This window comes from Methyloparacoccus sp. NF-16 (assembly GCF_056880625.1).
In genome coordinates this window covers 1,223,379-1,239,679 of the sequence record NZ_CP174130.1, presented here as the reverse complement: position 1 = coordinate 1,239,679, position 16,301 = coordinate 1,223,379, and the positions used below count along the sequence as shown (strand labels likewise).

18 protein-coding genes are annotated in these 16,301 nt (G+C 67.2%); 7 read left to right on the top strand and 11 right to left on the bottom strand.

The window, feature by feature from the left end:
* Window positions 1-75 precede the first annotated feature (75 nt).
* The gene (locus tag ACH5N8_RS05975) at window positions 76-1,281 is read left to right on the top strand and encodes a glycosyltransferase (RefSeq protein ID WP_483282884.1); all 1,206 of its coding nucleotides are present in this window, start codon (window positions 76-78) and stop codon (window positions 1,279-1,281) included.
* A gap of 51 nt (window positions 1,282-1,332) precedes the next feature.
* Here the strand turns inward: ACH5N8_RS05975 and ACH5N8_RS05970 are convergent, their stop codons facing one another.
* Window positions 1,333-1,677, bottom strand: coding sequence for a DUF4156 domain-containing protein (locus ACH5N8_RS05970; RefSeq protein ID WP_460028672.1), 345 nt, complete (start codon window positions 1,675-1,677; stop codon window positions 1,333-1,335).
* Between the two features lie 142 nt (window positions 1,678-1,819).
* Here ACH5N8_RS05970 and uvrA point away from each other — a divergent pair, with 142 nt between their 5' ends.
* Window positions 1,820-4,654, top strand: coding sequence for an excinuclease ABC subunit UvrA (gene uvrA, locus ACH5N8_RS05965; RefSeq protein ID WP_483282883.1), 2,835 nt, complete (start codon window positions 1,820-1,822; stop codon window positions 4,652-4,654).
* 39 nt (window positions 4,655-4,693) lie between these two features.
* Here the strand turns inward: uvrA and ACH5N8_RS05960 are convergent, their stop codons facing one another.
* From ACH5N8_RS05960 to ACH5N8_RS05935, 6 genes are all read right to left on the bottom strand, one after another.
* Entirely contained in the window at window positions 4,694-5,722 is a 1,029-nt protein-coding gene (locus ACH5N8_RS05960) for a sodium:calcium antiporter (protein WP_483282882.1), read from the bottom strand.
* A gap of 178 nt (window positions 5,723-5,900) precedes the next feature.
* Window positions 5,901-6,638: an SDR family NAD(P)-dependent oxidoreductase gene (locus ACH5N8_RS05955; RefSeq protein WP_483282881.1), complete on the bottom strand. Its 738-nt coding sequence runs from the start codon at window positions 6,636-6,638 to the stop codon at window positions 5,901-5,903.
* A complete protein-coding gene (locus tag ACH5N8_RS05950) occupies window positions 6,631-7,023 on the bottom strand; it encodes a DUF6632 domain-containing protein (RefSeq protein ID WP_460028676.1) in 393 nt (130 codons plus the stop codon). The genes ACH5N8_RS05955 and ACH5N8_RS05950 overlap by 8 nt, the downstream gene beginning before the upstream one ends.
* A gap of 1 nt (window position 7,024) precedes the next feature.
* Window positions 7,025-7,444, bottom strand: coding sequence for a cupin domain-containing protein (locus ACH5N8_RS05945; protein ID WP_483282880.1), 420 nt, complete (start codon window positions 7,442-7,444; stop codon window positions 7,025-7,027).
* An 88-nt stretch (window positions 7,445-7,532) separates the two neighbouring features.
* Complete coding sequence (locus tag ACH5N8_RS05940; RefSeq protein WP_483282879.1) at window positions 7,533-8,111, bottom strand: beta-class carbonic anhydrase; 579 nt, start codon at window positions 8,109-8,111, stop codon at window positions 7,533-7,535.
* A 57-nt stretch (window positions 8,112-8,168) separates the two neighbouring features.
* Complete coding sequence (locus tag ACH5N8_RS05935) at window positions 8,169-8,819, bottom strand: DUF938 domain-containing protein (protein ID WP_460028746.1); 651 nt, start codon at window positions 8,817-8,819, stop codon at window positions 8,169-8,171.
* A 201-nt stretch (window positions 8,820-9,020) separates the two neighbouring features.
* On the opposite strand from ACH5N8_RS05935, the gene ACH5N8_RS05930 reads away from it, so the two are divergent.
* On the top strand, window positions 9,021-10,598 hold the full coding sequence (locus ACH5N8_RS05930) for a sigma 54-interacting transcriptional regulator (protein ID WP_483282878.1): 1,578 nt from the start codon (window positions 9,021-9,023) through the stop codon (window positions 10,596-10,598).
* Between the two features lie 108 nt (window positions 10,599-10,706).
* On the opposite strand, the gene ACH5N8_RS05925 is transcribed toward ACH5N8_RS05930, so the two are convergent.
* From ACH5N8_RS05925 to ACH5N8_RS05915, 3 genes are all read right to left on the bottom strand, one after another.
* On the bottom strand, window positions 10,707-11,066 hold the full coding sequence (locus tag ACH5N8_RS05925; RefSeq protein WP_483282877.1) for a DsrE family protein: 360 nt from the start codon (window positions 11,064-11,066) through the stop codon (window positions 10,707-10,709).
* 73 nt (window positions 11,067-11,139) lie between these two features.
* Window positions 11,140-12,231 (bottom strand): urease accessory protein UreH domain-containing protein, encoded by a 1,092-nt coding sequence (locus ACH5N8_RS05920; protein WP_483282876.1) that lies wholly within the window; start codon window positions 12,229-12,231, stop codon window positions 11,140-11,142.
* A 92-nt stretch (window positions 12,232-12,323) separates the two neighbouring features.
* Window positions 12,324-12,539, bottom strand: a complete 216-nt coding sequence (locus ACH5N8_RS05915; protein WP_460028742.1) for a hypothetical protein — start codon at window positions 12,537-12,539, stop codon at window positions 12,324-12,326.
* A gap of 127 nt (window positions 12,540-12,666) precedes the next feature.
* Here ACH5N8_RS05915 and ACH5N8_RS05910 point away from each other — a divergent pair, with 127 nt between their 5' ends.
* Window positions 12,667-13,173, top strand: a complete 507-nt coding sequence (locus tag ACH5N8_RS05910) for a hypothetical protein (RefSeq protein ID WP_483282875.1) — start codon at window positions 12,667-12,669, stop codon at window positions 13,171-13,173.
* Between the two features lie 315 nt (window positions 13,174-13,488).
* On the opposite strand, the gene cydX is transcribed toward ACH5N8_RS05910, so the two are convergent.
* Window positions 13,489-13,632 (bottom strand): cytochrome bd-I oxidase subunit CydX, encoded by a 144-nt coding sequence (cydX, locus tag ACH5N8_RS05905; protein ID WP_483282874.1) that lies wholly within the window; start codon window positions 13,630-13,632, stop codon window positions 13,489-13,491.
* A 746-nt stretch (window positions 13,633-14,378) separates the two neighbouring features.
* On the opposite strand from cydX, the gene ACH5N8_RS05900 reads away from it, so the two are divergent.
* From ACH5N8_RS05900 to ACH5N8_RS05890, 3 genes are all read left to right on the top strand, one after another.
* Window positions 14,379-14,603, top strand: coding sequence for a helix-turn-helix domain-containing protein (locus ACH5N8_RS05900; protein WP_483282873.1), 225 nt, complete (start codon window positions 14,379-14,381; stop codon window positions 14,601-14,603).
* Window positions 14,604-14,761: 158 nt separating this feature from the next.
* Window positions 14,762-16,144, top strand: a complete 1,383-nt coding sequence (locus ACH5N8_RS05895) for a TolC family protein (protein ID WP_483282872.1) — start codon at window positions 14,762-14,764, stop codon at window positions 16,142-16,144.
* Window positions 16,141-16,296 carry a hypothetical protein gene (locus tag ACH5N8_RS05890; protein ID WP_483282871.1) on the top strand — a complete coding sequence of 52 codons (156 nt, stop codon included), beginning with the start codon at window positions 16,141-16,143 and terminating at the stop codon, window positions 16,294-16,296. The genes ACH5N8_RS05895 and ACH5N8_RS05890 overlap by 4 nt, the downstream gene beginning before the upstream one ends.
* The last annotated feature ends 5 nt before the right edge of the window (window positions 16,297-16,301 follow it).

Here is a 16,301-nt window from a genome sequence, read left to right as displayed (position 1 = left end):
ACGCCGACATGCTGGCCCCATCACCAGACCATCGACACGATCGCCATTTTTTCAACAGGGATGAGGAGTTGACGCATGAATCATGAAACGGTCCTGATGCTGCCGCTGCTGGGGCTGCTGAGCTGGGTCTGGCTGTTCTATCTTTGGCAGCGGCGGGCCATTCGCGACCGCCCCGACCCGATCGAACCGGCGGGCTACCCCTCCCTGACCATCATCCGCCCGATCAAGGGCATGGACAGCGGCATGGAAGAAAACCTGCGCGCCGCCTTCGACCACGGCTACCCCGGCGGGGTCGAGATCCTGTTCGTCTTCGACGATGGCAGCGAGCCGGCCCTGCCGCTGGTGGAAAAGGTGATGGCGGAAATGGCCCGGACCGGCGCCATGGTCGACAGCCGTGTCATTTTCTCGGGTCAGCCGCCCGCCAACCGCACGGGCAAGCTCAATGCCATGATTGCCGGCCTCGCGGCGGCCCGCAACGAGCTGATCGCCTTCGTCGACTCCGACATCCGCCAGGATCGGGACGACCTGCGCATACTGGTGGCAACCCTGCTCGCGGACGCCCGGACGGGTTCGGCCTTCCCGACGGTGGTCTCCATGGCGCCACCGCGAACCCTCGGCGACGTGGGCTACGCCCTGATGATCAACGGGCTGTACGAGCCTGCCGCGCTGGCAACCGCGCACCAGATGGGTGGCGCGCTGCCCTTCATCATGGGGCACATGATGGTGTTCAGGCGCGCTGCCCTGGCTGCGATCGGCGGGCTGGAAGCCGCGGAGGGCCAGCTGGTCGACGACATGTACCTGGGACGCTGCCTGAACCTGGCAGGCTACCGCAACAGGCTCTCGCCAAAGCCGGCGGCCATCATCCAGCAGGACCTGTCGCTGGACGAGTTCACCCAGGTTCTGGTGCGCTGGATCGCCTTCTCCATGTCCGGCCTGCCGGTCCTGACCTGCAAACTGCCGCACTGGCTGACCGGGATGGCCTTCTGGAGCGGGCTGATCGCCGCCCTCTGGGCCGGCGCGGTCGGGAGCCTGCCGCTGGCGCTGTTCGCCGCCACGCTGCCGCTATCCGTCTCGCTGACCATCAACGACCTGCATTTCCGCATGGCAGGGTCCCGGGTGCCGGCGAAATTCGCCTGGGGATCGCTGCTGATCTGGCTGGTCGCGCCCCTGGTTTACGTCCAGATATGGACCCGGCGGGAGGTCAACTGGCGCGGCCGCCATTACCGGCTCGACCGCGGCTCGCGGCTGGACGGGAAGGTTGCCGACAGGGTGGCGCCTTGAGGTAGCCCCCGGCATGCCGGGTACGGATGGCCGGTCTTGCGGGGCCGGCGGCTACCCCTCGCAGCGGTAGGCCTTGCCGATCAGGGTGGAATTGACGGTGCCGCCGCCGAGCTCGTGCTGGGCGTTCTGCTGCTGCTGGATCAGCACCGCGTTGGCGCCCAGGCGCGCGGCGTCGTTCTTGATGGCATTGCGGGCACCCAGCATGAGGTTTTCGTTGGCGGTGAAGGTCCCGGAGAAACGGTTGCCCTGGCTGCCCATGACATCGCCCACATAGGTGCACTTCCTGACCTCCTTGAGTGCCGTCATGATCTCGACGCGCTCGGCGCCCTTGTTCAGGGGATTGGCGGCACAGCCGGCTAGGGAGACCAGCGCGGCAAGCATCAGCAGTTTCTTCATGGTGTCCTCGTCAGAATAATCGCCATCGGGACCTCGAACACGCGGTCGGTCCACATCGGCCAAAACGCTACGCCGTATAATTCCGGGGGTCAAGCCAGCGGATTGCACCGGCTCCCTCCTCCCTCCCGCCATCGTTTTCGCCATGGACTACATCCGCATCCGCGGTGCCCGCACGCACAACCTGCGGAACATCAATCTCGACCTGCCGCGCGACCGCCTGATTGTGATCACCGGCCTGTCGGGGTCCGGCAAGTCCTCGCTGGCCTTCGACACCATCTACGCCGAGGGCCAGCGCCGCTACGTGGAGTCCCTGTCGGCCTACGCCCGGCAATTCCTGTCGGTGATGGAGAAACCCGACGTCGACCATATCGAGGGGCTGTCGCCAGCCATCTCGATCGAGCAGAAATCGACTTCACACAACCCGCGCTCGACGGTCGGCACCATCACCGAGATCTACGATTACCTGCGCCTGCTGTATGCCCGCGTCGGCATCCCGCGCTGCCCCGAACACGGTGTGTCGCTGACCGCGCAGACCATCAGCCAGATGGTCGATCAGGTGATGGCCGAGCCGGTGGACAGCCGCTGGATGCTGCTGGCGCCGGTGGTGAGCGAGCGCAAGGGCGAGCATGTGCAGGTCCTGGAGGACCTGCGCAACCGGGGTTTCGTCCGCGCCCGCATCGACGGCGAGGTCTGCGAGCTGGACGATCCGCCCAGGCTGGAGCTGCGCAAGAAGCACACCATCGAGGCGGTGGTCGACCGCTTCAGGGTACGGCCGGACCTGGCCATCCGCCTGGCGGAATCCTTCGAGACCGCGCTGAAGCTGGCGGGTGGCATCGCCCTGGTGGTCTCGATGGACGATCCGGCCCGCAGCCTGATGCTCTCCGACCAGTACGCCTGCCCGCACTGCGGCTATGCGCTGAGCGAGCTGGAGCCGCGCATCTTTTCCTTCAACAACCCCAAGGGCGCCTGCCCTGCCTGCGACGGGCTGGGGGTGCGGCAGTACTTCGACCCCCGGCTGGTGGTCCACAGTCCCCACCTGAGCCTGGCCGACGGCGCGGTGCGCAACTGGGACCGGCGCAACGCCCACTACTACCGGCTGATCCTGTCGCTGGCCGCGCATTACGGCTTCGACCCCGAGCAGCCCTTCGAACAGCTGCCGGAAGCCGTCAGGGAGGTGATCCTGCATGGCAGCGGCCGTGAGGCCATCGCCTTCGAGACCCTGAGCGCGCGTGGCGCGCCGGTCACCCAGCGGCACCGCTTCGAGGGCGTCATCCCCAACCTGGAACGCCGCTACCGCGAGACCGACTCGCCGGCGGTGCGCGAGGAGCTGGCCCGCTACCAGGCCAGCAAGCCCTGCCCCGACTGCCAGGGCGCGCGCCTCAACCGCGCCGCCCGCCATGTGTTCATCGAGGGGCATCCCTTGCCCGAACTGACCGCCCTGCCTATCCGCCGCGCGGTCGCTTTCTTCGAACAACTGGATCTGCCCGGCCAGCGCGGCGAGGTGGCGGAGAGGATCGTCAAGGAAATCCGCGAGCGCCTGAGCTTCCTGGTCAACGTGGGGCTGGACTACCTGACCCTGGATCGCAGCGCCGACACGCTGTCCGGCGGCGAGGCGCAACGCATCCGCCTGGCCAGTCAGGTCGGCGCCGGCCTGGTGGGCGTGATGTACGTGCTCGACGAGCCCTCCATCGGCCTGCACCAGCGCGACAACCAGCGCCTGCTCGACACGCTGCTGCACCTGCGCGATCTCGGCAACACGGTGATCGTGGTCGAGCACGACGAGGATGCCATCCGTCTGGCCGATCATGTCGTCGACATCGGTCCCGGCGCGGGTGTCCATGGCGGCCGGATCGTGGCGGAAGGCTCACCCGAGGCGATCATGGCGCATCCGGATTCGCTGACCGGCCAGTACCTGTCGGGACGGGAGACCATCGAGGTGCCGGAGGAGCGCTGGCCCTTCGACCCCGAGCGCGTGCTGCTGCTGCGGGGCGCCAGCGGCAACAACCTCAAGGGCGTCGACGCGCGCTTCCCGGTCGGCCTGCTGACCTGCGTGACCGGGGTGTCCGGCTCCGGCAAGTCCACCCTGGTCAACGACACCCTGCACCGGCTGGCCGCGCGCGAGCTGAACGGCGCCACCGCCGCCCCGGCGCCCTGCGCCGGCATCGAGGGGCTGGAGCACTTCGACAAGGTGGTGGACATCGACCAGAGCCCCATCGGCCGCACGCCCCGCTCCAACCCCGCCACCTACACCCAGGTGTTCACGCCGATCCGCGAGCTGTTCGCGGCGACGCCGGAGGCCCGCTCGCGCGGCTACACCCCGGGCCGCTTCAGCTTCAACGTCAAGGGCGGACGCTGCGAGGCCTGCACCGGCGACGGCGTCATCAAGGTGGAGATGCACTTCCTGCCCGATATCTTCGTCAATTGCGACATCTGCCAGGGCCGGCGCTACAACCGCGAGACCCTGGAAATCCGCTACAAGGGCAAGACCATCCACGAGGTGCTGAGCATGACGGTGGAGGAAGCCGCCGAATTCTTCTCGGCCATCCCGACGGTGGCCCGCAAGCTCGACACCCTGATGGATGTCGGCCTCGGCTACATCACCCTGGGCCAGAACGCCGTGACGCTCTCCGGCGGCGAGGCCCAGCGGGTCAAGCTGGCGCGGGAACTGTCCAAGCGCGACACCGGCAAGACCCTGTACATCCTCGACGAACCCACCACCGGCCTGCATTTCCACGACATCCGCCAGCTCCTGGGCGTGCTGCACCAGCTGCGCGACCATGGCAACACCGTGATCGTCATCGAGCACAATCTCGATGTGATCAAGACCGCCGACTGGATCATCGATCTCGGCCCCGAGGGCGGCGAGGGCGGCGGCCGCATCATCGCCGCAGGCAGCCCGGAAACCGTGGCGGCCGATCCCGGCTCGCACACCGGGCTGTTCCTGCGGCAGATCCTGGCGCGGCAGGCGGCGGGCTGAAACCGGCGGCGGAGCTCCCGGGATCGCCCGGGGCGGTGCTCAGCCGCCGATCACGATCGCCCTGCCGTCCTGGCTCAGATAGAGCACCGCCGCGTTGAGCACGTACAGGGACAGGATCAGCAGGCTGACCCAGCCGACCGTCCTCAGCACCCGGCTCTTCGGACGGTAGAGCAGCCCGACCACTGCGACGCCGGTCATCATGATCGCCGACTGGGTCGAAACCAGGTGCAGCGGCGAGACGGCGGCCAGCAACGGCCCCTTGGTATAAGCCAGATCGTCCACGGCGACGATGAACAGGTCGAACAGGTTGCTGCCGAACAGATTGCTCATGGCCATGTCCAGGGCACCGATGCGGATGGCAGACAGCGTCACCGCCAGCTCGGGCAGGGAGGTGGCCATCGCCACGAACAGGGTGCCGACGAAGGTCCGGTCCCAGCCCATCGCCGTGGCCATGTGCTCGGCCGTCATCGGCAGCCGCAGGCCGACGAGCACCACCAGGGTGGCAGCGGCGAGATAGCGCCAGACGGCCTGGGGCAGGCTCATCCGCGGATGACGCTCGGCCAGTTCGCCTGCATGCTCCCTGAGGTTCTTCCGCTCGTACTGGAAAACCGTGAAGACGGCGATGAGGTAGAGCAGCACGATCGCCAGCGAGGTAACGCCGACATGGCCGACGACCAGGCCGGTCGCACGCTTGCCCAGCAGGATGCTGAAGGCGACCAGGGCCAGCAGGATGACGCCGAAACCGGCCGACAGGATGTGCCCCTGGCTGAGCCGGGTATAGACCGGGGCCTCCCGGTGCAGGAAATCCAGCATCACGATCAGCAGCAGATTGAAGACGCAGCTGCCGATCGCATCGCCCAGGGCAATATTGGGCGCGTCGACCAGCCGCACGGCACTGATGCCGGTCACCAGTTCCGGCAGGGAGGTCACGCTGGCCATCATCGCCAGCCCCACCCAGGTACCGCCGAGTCCGGTCTTCTCGGCAATGGCATCGCCGTAAAGCGTCAGGTAGAAGCCGGCCAGGCCCAGGCTGCCGGCCAGAAGCAGAAATTCCAGGAAAATGCTCAAGCAAAGGGTCTCGCGGGAAACGGGAGAAGACGCCAGGCGCCAAAATCCCCGCCTGCCGTACCGATCGCCATCCCGGTGGCGGGCGACCTGGCCGACGGGCCTGGCCCCGCATTCTAGGCGCAGATGCCGCACGCCCGCACGCCACCCGAGCCGGTGGCTGGTGACAAGCCGGCCGGCCTCAGAAGCTCTCCAGACAGGGACGCAGATCCAGCTCGTGCGTCCAGGCGGAGCGTGGCTGCTGGTGCAAGGCCCAGTAGGTCCCGGCGATGGCGACCGGGTCCAGCAGGCCCTCGGGTCCCTTGGCGGCGACGAAGTCGGGAAACTGCGCGCGCGCCCGGTCGCCATCGATGACCCCGTCGATGACCGCGTGCACGACATGGATGCCCTGTGGCCCGTACTCCCGGGCCAGGCCCTGGGCGAGCGCGCGCAGCCCCGCCTTGGCGGCGGCGAAGGCGGTGAAGGGCGGGCGGGCCCGCAGCGAAGCCGTGGCGCCGGTAACGATCAGCGTGCCACGCTGCCGTGGCAGGAAATGGCGTATCGCCTCCCGGGCGACCAGGAAACCCCCCAGGCAATTCTGTCGCCACAGGTCCTCGAACAGTTCGAGACCGGTATCCAGCAGGGGTGCCCGCTCGTTGCGATCGACGTTGTAGACCACCAGTTCCGGTTCCGTGCGTTCCGCAACCTGCTGGAACAGGTACCGGATGTCCGTCTCCGAGGTGGCGTCGCCGAACAGCGGCAGGATCGTCCCCGGCCCCGCATCGAGGCTGCTGACGGTGGCGCGCAGGCGATCCGGCGTCCGGCCGACGGCAAACACGGTCAGCCCCTGGCGGGCGAAGTAGCCGGCCAGCCCGGCGCCCAGCCCGTGGACAGGCCCCACGCCGACCACCACCGCCGAACGCGGGCGCGGCTTACCCATGCGCGGCCTCCTGCCGCACTGGCATCAGATACCAGAGCACGCCCGCGACCAGGAACAGCGCCGGCACATCGCCGACCAGGTTGGCGCGCTCGGTCTCGTCGACCAGCGCGTGGCCGAGCATGATGGCGCCGTGCACGATGTTCGACGCGATGGTGAACCAGATCAGGCTGGCATGGGCGGCCGGGTCCCGCGCGGCCCGCAGCAGGAAGACCCCCAGCGTCGAATAGACGCCCATGATCATGTGCTCGTACTTGGGTTGCGGCGGATTCCAGCCCCACCCGGAGGGCCACAGCCACAGCATCAGCACCGGCACGCCGACGAGGTAGACCCAACCGAAGACGCGCAGGGCGGTCCTCAGGCAGCGGTCGCGATCCGCTTCCCGCACGTTAGTGCCCCCCCGCCGACGGCTGGGCAAGCGGGGCGATCTCGAAGATCACCATTTCCGCGTCGGAACCGCCGATGCTCCGGACCGTCATCGCGGAACCGGTCTCCCAGAAGACATCGCCGGGACCGTAGTCGCGGATTTGTCCATGGTCCTCGACGCGCAGCCGGCCCTTGAGAACATAGCGGGGACCGGCGCCCTCATGGGTATGCAGGGGCGTCTTGTAGCCGGAGGGAAACTGCACGCGGATCACGCGCGCCTGGGGGCTGGCTCCGAGCGGCGGCAAGGCCTGCATCATCAGAATCTGGCGACTCATGCCCGGCGCGGGCGATGCCGGTTCCTCGGCCCGGACCGACGGTGCCAAGAGGACCAGTGCGCCGAGCAGAAGCCCGCATGGCGTGGCGGAACGAAGTGGTGTTGTCATGGTGGAATGCCTCGCTGCTGTCATGGGATGGCCGGGAGGAGGGCGGGCCGGCCAAGCCGCCCGCCCTCCATGCCCGGGACGGCGACCGTCAGAGCGGACGGCCGGCGGCCATGGCTTCCGGCACCTCGACCAGCTTGCCGGTCCTGACGTCATAGATGAAGCCGTAGATCGGGATGTAGTTCGGCACCAGGGTATGGTGGCGGATGCGCTGCACGTCTTCCAGCACGCTCTGCTCGTTGTTCCTGAAGGTCAGCCAGTTGAGGTAGCGGCCGTCGGTGGAGCCGGGGTACTGGCCGTTGTCGTGCCAGCCCGTGGCGTCGATGCTGGCGGTGTCCAGGCTGCTGGCCAGGAGATCGCCCATGATGTCGTTGTCGAATAGCTGCATGCCGCAGTCGGTGTGATGGATGACGAAGAACTCCTGGGTGCCGAGCAGCTTGTGCGAGATCACCAGCGAGCGGATGGCGTCGTCGCTGGCGCGGCCACCGGCATTGCGGGTGACGTGGGCGTCGCCCTCGGACAGGCCGGCGTACTTGGCCGGGTCGAGCCGGGCATCCATGCAGGTGAGGATGGCGAAGCCGCGTGCCGGCGGCAGGGCCAGGTCACCCTTGGTGAAGCTGGCGGCGTAGCCTTCGTTGGCTTTCAGGACTTCGGTCAGTATCTTGCTCATGTGGGTTTCTCCTGTCGGGTATGGTTGTCGTGCGGGATCGGGTGGGGGACCGTCCGGTCAGGAACGGCCGAACATCAGCCCATAGTTGTTGGCGGGCATGAGAAGCTTTTCCGTCAGCTTCAGCGCATGATTGCGGGCCGCGGTTTCCAGATCGGCGATATCCTTCAGGCCCCACTCATCGACGCCGGCCGACTGGACCATGGCGTCGAACTCCTGGTTCGAGTCGGTGAGGTACTGGCCATGATCCTTAAAGGGCCCGTAGACAAACAGAAAGCCATCCTTGTGCAGCAGCTCCGCCGCGCATTTCATCATGCCGTCGGCCACCGCGATGGGTGCCACCTGGAAGATGTTGATGACGAAAATCACGTCATACAGGCGCGTTGCCGGACTGGGCCAGGTGTCCTCCCGGGCCAGGTCCAGCAGGATCGGCTTGTCGACGTTCTCGACCTCCTTTTCCCAGCTGACGCGGGCGATGTTCTCCAGCGCATGCTCGTTGAGGTCCGACGGCTGGAACCTCAGGTGCGGGAAATGCGGCGCGAAATAGTTGATGTGCATGCCGCTGCCGCTGGCGAACTCCAGCACGTCGCCGGCCTGCTCGGGAAAGCGTTGCCGGAACACGTCCAGGATCGGATCGCGGTTGCGGTGTCCGGCCCAGGATACGTAGGGGCTCAAGGGATGCGGATCAAGTGGCGGCTTCGGTCGGGTCATGTATCTCCTCCGGGAATGGCTTGTTGTTCTGGTGGTCCCCGCAGGGACGCAAGCAGCCGATACACATTTCGGACCAGCCGGGGCCCCACCGCTGGGCGCATGCGAATCAAGGGCTTGCAGAATCACCTCCCGCGCGATGCATGAAGTTTCACTTCACCATGAGAAGATGGGTTTCCCTTCCTGCCCTCGCAGGCTGACCCGATGGACACTCACGCCTTCTCGCACCTGACACCGATCGGTTTCCTGCAAACCTTCGTGCTGGAACTCATGCAGCTGTGCGAGGCCAGCGTGGGCAGCCAAGCCGAGGACATCATCGAGCGGATCGCGCAGAGCGCCAGCCGCTTTTTCGAGGAAGCCTACCGGGAGGAACACGGCCTCGCCGGAACGCTGTCGCAGGAGCGCTACGCCGACCTCATCATCGGCCTGAAGAACCACATCGGCGGACATTTCGCACCGGTATCGGTGGATGCCGGGCGTATCGAGGTCGTCAGCAGCCGTTGTCCCTTCGGCGACGGCGTGCGGCATTCGCCGGAGCTGTGCCGCATGACGTCCAGCGTCTTCGGCGGCATCGCGGCCCGGAATTTCGGCTATGCCCGCGTCGAGCTGCGCGAGCGCATCGCCCTGGGCCATCCGCGATGCTCGGTGGTCATCCACCTGGAGCCGGCCGCGGCACTGGCGCATGAAGGCATCGATTATCGTGGTCAGGACAAGGCGGCCCGGCGGGAGCCGGAAGCCGTTACCTTGCAGAGCCGGATCGACGAGCGCCTGCATGCGCTCTGGTGCCAGGCCAAGCCATGCCGAGGTGACCCCGAAGAGCTGGACCGTCCCATCCTGATCGCCGAATCGGCTGCCATGAAGGGCGTGCTCGGCGCCGTCGAAACCCTGGCGCCGACGCCCGCCACCGTGCTGATCGAGGGTGCGACCGGCGTCGGCAAGGAACTGGTGGCCCGGGCGATCCATGCCATGAGCGACCGCAGCGGCAAACCCTTCATCGCCGTCAACTGCGGCGCCATTCCGGAAAGCCTGGTGGAAAGCGTCCTGTTCGGACATGAGAAAGGCGCCTTCACCGGTGCCATCGAGGTTCACCGCGGCTATTTCGAGCGGGCCGACGGGGGCACGCTGTTCCTGGACGAGATCGATGCCCTGTCGCCCGCCATTCAGGTCCGGCTGCTGCGGGTACTGCAGGAGGGCGAGCTGGAGCGCGTCGGCGGACAGCGCAACCTGTCGCTGGACGTGCGGATCGTGGCGGCCACCAACGCCGGGCTGGCGCAGGCCGTGCAGCGGGGCGCCTTCCGGCAGGACCTGTTCTATCGCATCAACGTCGTCACGCTCTTCATCCCGCGGCTCTCGGAACGGCAGGAGGACATTCCCCGCCTGATCGATCTGATCCTCCGGCGGCTGTCCCAGCGTTACCGCAAGCCGATCCTGGGGGTGACGCCGCAGCTGATGCAACAGCTGCTGGCCCACGACTGGCCGGGCAACGTCAGGGAACTGGAAAACACGCTCGAACGGGCCGTGCTGTTCGCCGCGGCGCCCTGGCTGGATCGCGTCGAGTTCAGCTCGCCGACACCCGTCGCCCCCCAGTCGTCAGCGGGCGACAGCCGACAGAACTGGCTGGCCCAGGCCGAGAGGGATTACCTGGACCAGGAACTGCGGCGGTGCCGGGGTGACGTCGGGCAGCTCGCCGGACGATTGGGCATCAGCCGGCGGGCCGCCTACATGAAGCTCAAGAAGCACAGCCTCAATCCTTCGCGCTACCGACCCGAACGTACCACCTGAACCGGCATCGGTTCAGGCAGAACCCGGGCCGTGCCGGCGACAACCGCGGCAGCCGTCCGATCAGGGCCAGTACCGGGCTGAAGGCCGCCGGCAAGCCGGCGGGGAATGTCAGAAAGACACGTTGCGGTCGCGCTCCGCCACCGCGGCGATGTAGTCCGGCATGCCCTTGATGCTGGCGCCGGCAACCAGATCGGCATCCGTGATCTGCCGGGCGACGGCGCAGGCGCCACAAACCCAGATCGGGATGCCGGCGGCCTGGACCGCGGCCAGCAGGTCCCCGAGCGGCGGCAGGTTGACGCCCACCACATGATCGGCCGTCCCCTGGCGCCCCAGGGTCACGGCCTCGTTCCAGAGCCACAGCACGACATCGTGGCCCTGCTCCTTGGCGACCTTGGCTGCGATGAGCGGCAGCGTGGCCATGGTGGGATCGTCCGTGCCCCGGCTGCCGGTGATGATGAATGAACGCATGTGTCCTCCTTTGGTTTACCCGGTGTCGAATGGAAAGGGCCGCATGACCCGGAACCGGCGAGGGTCACCCGGCTCAGTGTCCGCCATGGTCCCCTGCCGCCGTGTCGTGCTGCATGAGTGCCCGCCAGTGTCCGCGCAGGGTGTCCAGGTCGAAACCGGACTCCGTCAGCCGCAGGCCGCGATCGGTCATCAGCAGCCCCATCAGCAGCACAAGAATGCCCGACACGCGCAGCATCTCGTGCAGCAGGCGCTGCGACAGCAGGTGGGCGAAAACCCCGAAGCCCAGCAGCGGACCCAGCGTGCCCAGGCCAAAGAACATCAGCAGCAGGGCGCCTTCCCGGGGACTGCCGGTGCCGGCCGCGAGAATGTACATGGCCTGCAGCGGACCGCAGCCCAGCAGGAAGCCGTTGAGGAGCCCGATCACCCATGGCCGGGGCTGGGCGCGCATGCCGGTCTGGACGCCGCGCATGACCGCCTTGGGAAACGCCCAGTTCAGCCATGCCGGCCCGGCGAACCAGCCCAGGAGGCGCAGGCCGTACAGCACCAGATAGAGCCCGGCGGCAATGGCCAGGGCCCCGCGCAGGAACGCCGTGAGGGTAAACAGGGCGCCCAGCGCGCCGAAAACGGCGCCCAGGGTCGCGTAGGAAAGGGTCTTGCCGCCGCCATACGCCAGATGGCGCAAGGCCAGATCGCCCCGGTAGCGGCTGGCGGGCGCCGCGTAGGAGACGACGAAACTGCCGCACATGCCGATGCAATGGAAGCCGGTGAGAAAACCGACCAGCAGGATCATCGCGTAGCCGACATCCGGGCTGTGCATCTGCGCCATCAGGCCGGGCATCAGGCTCTTGCCCCAGAAGACAATGCCCCCGACCGCCAGGAGCAGCAGCAGGGTGACGATACCCCTGCCGAACCGTCGCCAGCCAGGATGGACCCCGGGCAGCGGAGCGGCATCCAGGACCACGTTGTAGCCGGCGTCCTCAATGGCGGCGATGACCTGGCTGAGCCGGACCCTGGTTTCGTCGAAACGGACCCGCACCAGGCCGCTGGCCTGATCCGCCTCGGCGGTCAGCACGCCCGGCAGCGACGTCAGGGCGGACTCGGCGGCCACCTCGCAACCGGCGCAGTGCATGCCGGCCAGCCGGAGACATTCCTCGCGATGGGCCACGATCTACCTCCGCAGGAGAGACAGGCTCATGCGCTGGACGGCAGGACGGGAGACTCGGTGCCGGCAGCGGACCGGACCTATGCCCTGATTCGTCAGGACGAGCCGAACAGCGATTCCGCCGCTTTCTGGGCGGTGAGGTTGCGTTGGAAGTCCCGCAGAATGTTCGGATCGTAGAAGCATTCGTTGCGGGTACAGAATTTTGGCCGCAGGCCAAACGTACGCTGCTGGGTGTGACGTTTGAGCTCGCTGCGGCTGATCCCGATCAGCCGACTGGCTTCCTGCTCGTTCAGCAGTTCAGGTCTTTGCATTCAACTCTCCAGTTTGGGTAAGGGCCCGGTTCCGGGCTTCCAGGAAGGCGCGCAAGTCGCGGACAACGAATTGGCGCTTCATCTTCGGGGCGACGCTCCGTAGCCCGAATGATTTGCTCAGGGCCCAGTGCTCCAGTTGGGTTTTGCTGAAACCGAGGAGCTCGCAGGCCGTGTCGATACCGATGACCGCGTCGTCATCGAGATGATTAAGATACTCGGGCAACATTCCAGTTCAATCGTTATGGCGCTGGCACGGCCGGATCGTCGCCGACGGCGGGGTTTCGGAACCGGCAGGAAGGCAGATAGTGGCACAGAAGCGGGTGAATGTGAAAACCTCATGTTCCGGCCCGAATCGGTCCTTCACCTATCTGGCATCCGCATCGCGGTTTTGCAAGGTGCGATAGGTATTCATGCCGCCGCTCGGCACCCTGCCCCGGATGCCGTGCTGCCGGAGTATACGCAAGGCACGGGAAGCGCGCAGGATTCCCCCGCAGACGCGCCAGATCTCGCGGCCGCGGGGGAATCCTGCCAGCTGCTGCCGCCGGCCATCATGGCCGCCATGTTGACCGGACCCCTCGCGGCGCCGTATGGCGGCGCGCAACAAGGCCCGGCTGCCCCGGATCAAACACCGTGACGCCCACCTGCAGCACCATGGTGATGACATCGATGCGCCGCGCCACATCCGCCTCCCGCCACCGCCTGGACGCCGGGGATGCGGCCAGCGGTTTTCGAGAACAGCCGCTACAGTCGACATGGGCCGCTATCTTCGCATCCAGCCCCGGCAGGCCATGGACAGCAGGGAGGTCGATGCCTGGCAGCGGCGGCCGGACGGGCTCGGCCCCGGTGGCAAGTACCAGGGCGTCATGGGCCACCTCGCATGCCGCGCCGCCAATGGCGAGGATGCGTGGGCGGGGCAGCGCGTTCCTGCGCGACCAGAACCGGCTGGCTTTCAGTCGCGGGCGTTTGCGGCCCGCTCGCAGGGCGCATCGATGCCATGGGTATCGGTATCGCAGACCGATTCCAGCCACATGGCCTTGATGACGGCGAAGGTCGCCGTAAAACCGACGCCCAGTATCCAGGTGAAGCACCACATGCGCATGCCTCCTGTTTTCAGTTAAAGGATATGCGAGTCGTCCGGAACCGTTTTCTCGGTGATGCCGCCCCGGATGACGCAACAAATCCAGCGGCCATGCAGCGGTATGATTGGCAGGAAAACCACGCTGATTCCGGGGGGTCAGCCGGCTGGAACCGGGATCGCTGGTCGAGAACAGCAGGAAGGGGGACATAGCCCGAAGCCTGCCGCACGGGCGAGGAACGCATCCCGGACCGGCATGACGGCAATCTCGGGCCGGTCCAGCGCCCACCGGGCCGCCACTTCAGGAACAGGGCGCCGTGCAAGGTCATCAGCCTTCCACAACGGCCGTCGCTCCGGGCCGGACAACGAGGTTTGACAGACCATGGCCCCCGGCCGACCATACGTCCCGAATCGGGTGCGGCAGAGCCGCCCTGCCCGCCTGGACCTTACCGGAGCCCGCATGGCTGCTCGTGAAATCTGCTCTCGGTACTTTCCAGCCTTCCCGGCTGCCGAGGATGGCGCGATGCGCGTGCCGATCATGCCGCCCCAGCGGCCGCGCGATGCTTCTGTGCCGGGTGCAAACCCACCAGCCCTGCACCCTCACGACCTCCTGCCTGTCCGGCGCCAACGATTACCCGGGCTCGGCATCACCGAAACACCGGTGACCGCGCAGGCCATCCCTGCTGAGGATTTCCATCAGGCGCCGAGGCAATCGCGCTGCTTTCGCACCTTCATCTTCAAGGGTCCAGCGGCGTGCCTGTCCGGTGTTGTCGGCCGCATGCTGGCCCGCACGCTGCTGGAGCGCGCGGCCGAGGGCAAGGTCGGGGACGCCCCGGCAGGATCTGCCGATCGCGATCGGCAGCGCCCGGGAAGTCGTGTCGCGGCATCTGAAGCGCTGGGAAAATCGTCATTGGGTCGGACTGAGGCGGGGCATGGTGGAACTGCTTGATCCTGCCGCCCTCCGGCGTCTGGCGAGCCGGGACAGCTGACAGCCACGGGCCGGGAGCACCCTGCCGGCAGGCGGACCGCTTCCCTCGCGAGGAGATCAGAGTCTATAATTAAATTCTGATATTTATGAGATCGACGGCTCCATGTTCTCTGCGAATGTCCTTCCCCCGTCCTCCGCGCCGCCGGGGCGCCTGCCGACATGAGTAACCGGCGCCAGTCCGTCGCGGGCAGCTGTCTGCTGGCCGCCCTGATCCTCGGCTTTGCCGGCGCGCCCAGCGAGGGCCGGGCCGCCGCGGCCAGGGCGCATGCCTCGCCAACACTCAGCCTGGCCGACGCCATCGATCTCGCCTTCGCCCAGAATCCCGATCTCAAGGCCGCAGAGGCCCGCATCGGTCAGGCTGAATCGCGCGTGGCGGAAGTCGCCGCCGGCTTCTACCCCAAGGTCACGGCGCGGGTGGGCTACGACTACACCAGCAACCCGGCGCTGGCCTTCTCGTACATCGTCGCCCAGCGGCGCTTCAGCGCCAATCCCGCCGACTTCGATGGCCAGATCAACAACCCGGGCTGGGTCGAGAACTTCCGCCCCGAGGTCATCGGCAGCATCAACCTGTATCGCGGCGGCCAGGACGACTACCTGAAGAAGGCCGCGGAACTGGGCGTCACCGCCACCGAGCTGGAGCATGCCGCCGTGCGCAACCGCCTGGCGGCGGCGGTCACCTCGGCCTATTACGCCGTGCTTTCGGCACCCAGGCAGATGGCGGTGGCCCAGCGCTCGGTCGCCACCGTGGAGCAGGAAATGGAAATGACCCGCGCACGGGTGAACGAGGGCGTCGCGCTGCGCGCCGATGTGCTGTCGCTGGAAGTGCGCGCCAAGGCGGCACGGGAAAACGAATTGCAGGCGCGCAATGCCATCAACCTGTCGCGCTCGGCGCTCAAGACCCTGATCGGCGAATCGAAGAACGAACTGCCGGCACTGCGCGAAACCGAACTGCCGCTGCCGCAGCTCAAGGACAACCTGCTGAAGACATTCGACCTGGCCCTGAGCCAGCGCCCGGAGATGCAGGCCGCCGCCCATCAGGTGCAGATCCGCCAGCACGAACTCGATGCCGCCAACGGCGCCAACCTGCCGCGCATCAATGCCTATGCCGCCTACGGCTCCAACAGCCGCACCCTGGATCCGTCCACCTACAAGGACAACGCCAGCATCGGCATCAACGCCGAATACGACCTGTTCGCCGGCGGGGCCATCCAGGCCCGCATCTCGGCGGCCGAGCGCCGGCTGGTCGAGGCCCAGGCGGTGGAGGAGAAAATCCGGCTGGACATCGAGAACGAGGTGCGTCAGGCCTATTCCACCCTGGAACAGGCGCTGGAACGCGTGGCGGTGGCGGAAGCCGGCGCCACCTCGGCGGAGGAAGCCCTGCGGCTGGTCAACGAGCAGTATCACGGCGGCACGGCCACCGTCACGCGCTATCTCGAGGCCGAAACGGATCGGGCGGCGGCAACGCTGCGGGCGATCGTGGCCCGTTTCGAAGCCCAGGTCGCCGAGGCGCAACTCCAGCAGGCGGTAGGGCACTGGCGATGAGCGCAGGTATCCAGCTGATCCAGAAGGCCGGCGACAGCCCGCTGGCCTTCACCTGCCCGGCATTGCCGGCGCTGCCCTTCGCCGCCCATCGTTCCGGCCCGCCGGAGAGCGCAACCGAGCCAGGCAACCCGCCGCAAACGCCCCGACACTGAATTAG

Coding starts and splice junctions, on each gene's coding strand:
- ACH5N8_RS05975 (WP_483282884.1), top strand. CDS start 76: ATGAATCATGAAACGGTCCTGATGCTGCCGCTGCTGGGGCTGCTGAGC.
- ACH5N8_RS05970 (WP_460028672.1), bottom strand. CDS start 1,677: ATGAAGAAACTGCTGATGCTTGCCGCGCTGGTCTCCCTAGCCGGCTGT.
- uvrA (WP_483282883.1), top strand. CDS start 1,820: ATGGACTACATCCGCATCCGCGGTGCCCGCACGCACAACCTGCGGAAC.
- ACH5N8_RS05955 (WP_483282881.1), bottom strand. CDS start 6,638: ATGGGTAAGCCGCGCCCGCGTTCGGCGGTGGTGGTCGGCGTGGGGCCT.
- ACH5N8_RS05945 (WP_483282880.1), bottom strand. CDS start 7,444: ATGACAACACCACTTCGTTCCGCCACGCCATGCGGGCTTCTGCTCGGC.
- ACH5N8_RS05940 (WP_483282879.1), bottom strand. CDS start 8,111: ATGAGCAAGATACTGACCGAAGTCCTGAAAGCCAACGAAGGCTACGCC.
- ACH5N8_RS05935 (WP_460028746.1), bottom strand. CDS start 8,819: ATGACCCGACCGAAGCCGCCACTTGATCCGCATCCCTTGAGCCCCTAC.
- ACH5N8_RS05930 (WP_483282878.1), top strand. CDS start 9,021: ATGGACACTCACGCCTTCTCGCACCTGACACCGATCGGTTTCCTGCAA.
- ACH5N8_RS05925 (WP_483282877.1), bottom strand. CDS start 11,066: ATGCGTTCATTCATCATCACCGGCAGCCGGGGCACGGACGATCCCACC.
- ACH5N8_RS05915 (WP_460028742.1), bottom strand. CDS start 12,539: ATGCAAAGACCTGAACTGCTGAACGAGCAGGAAGCCAGTCGGCTGATC.
- cydX (WP_483282874.1), bottom strand. CDS start 13,632: ATGTGGTGCTTCACCTGGATACTGGGCGTCGGTTTTACGGCGACCTTC.
- ACH5N8_RS05895 (WP_483282872.1), top strand. CDS start 14,762: ATGAGTAACCGGCGCCAGTCCGTCGCGGGCAGCTGTCTGCTGGCCGCC.
- ACH5N8_RS05890 (WP_483282871.1), top strand. CDS start 16,141: ATGAGCGCAGGTATCCAGCTGATCCAGAAGGCCGGCGACAGCCCGCTG.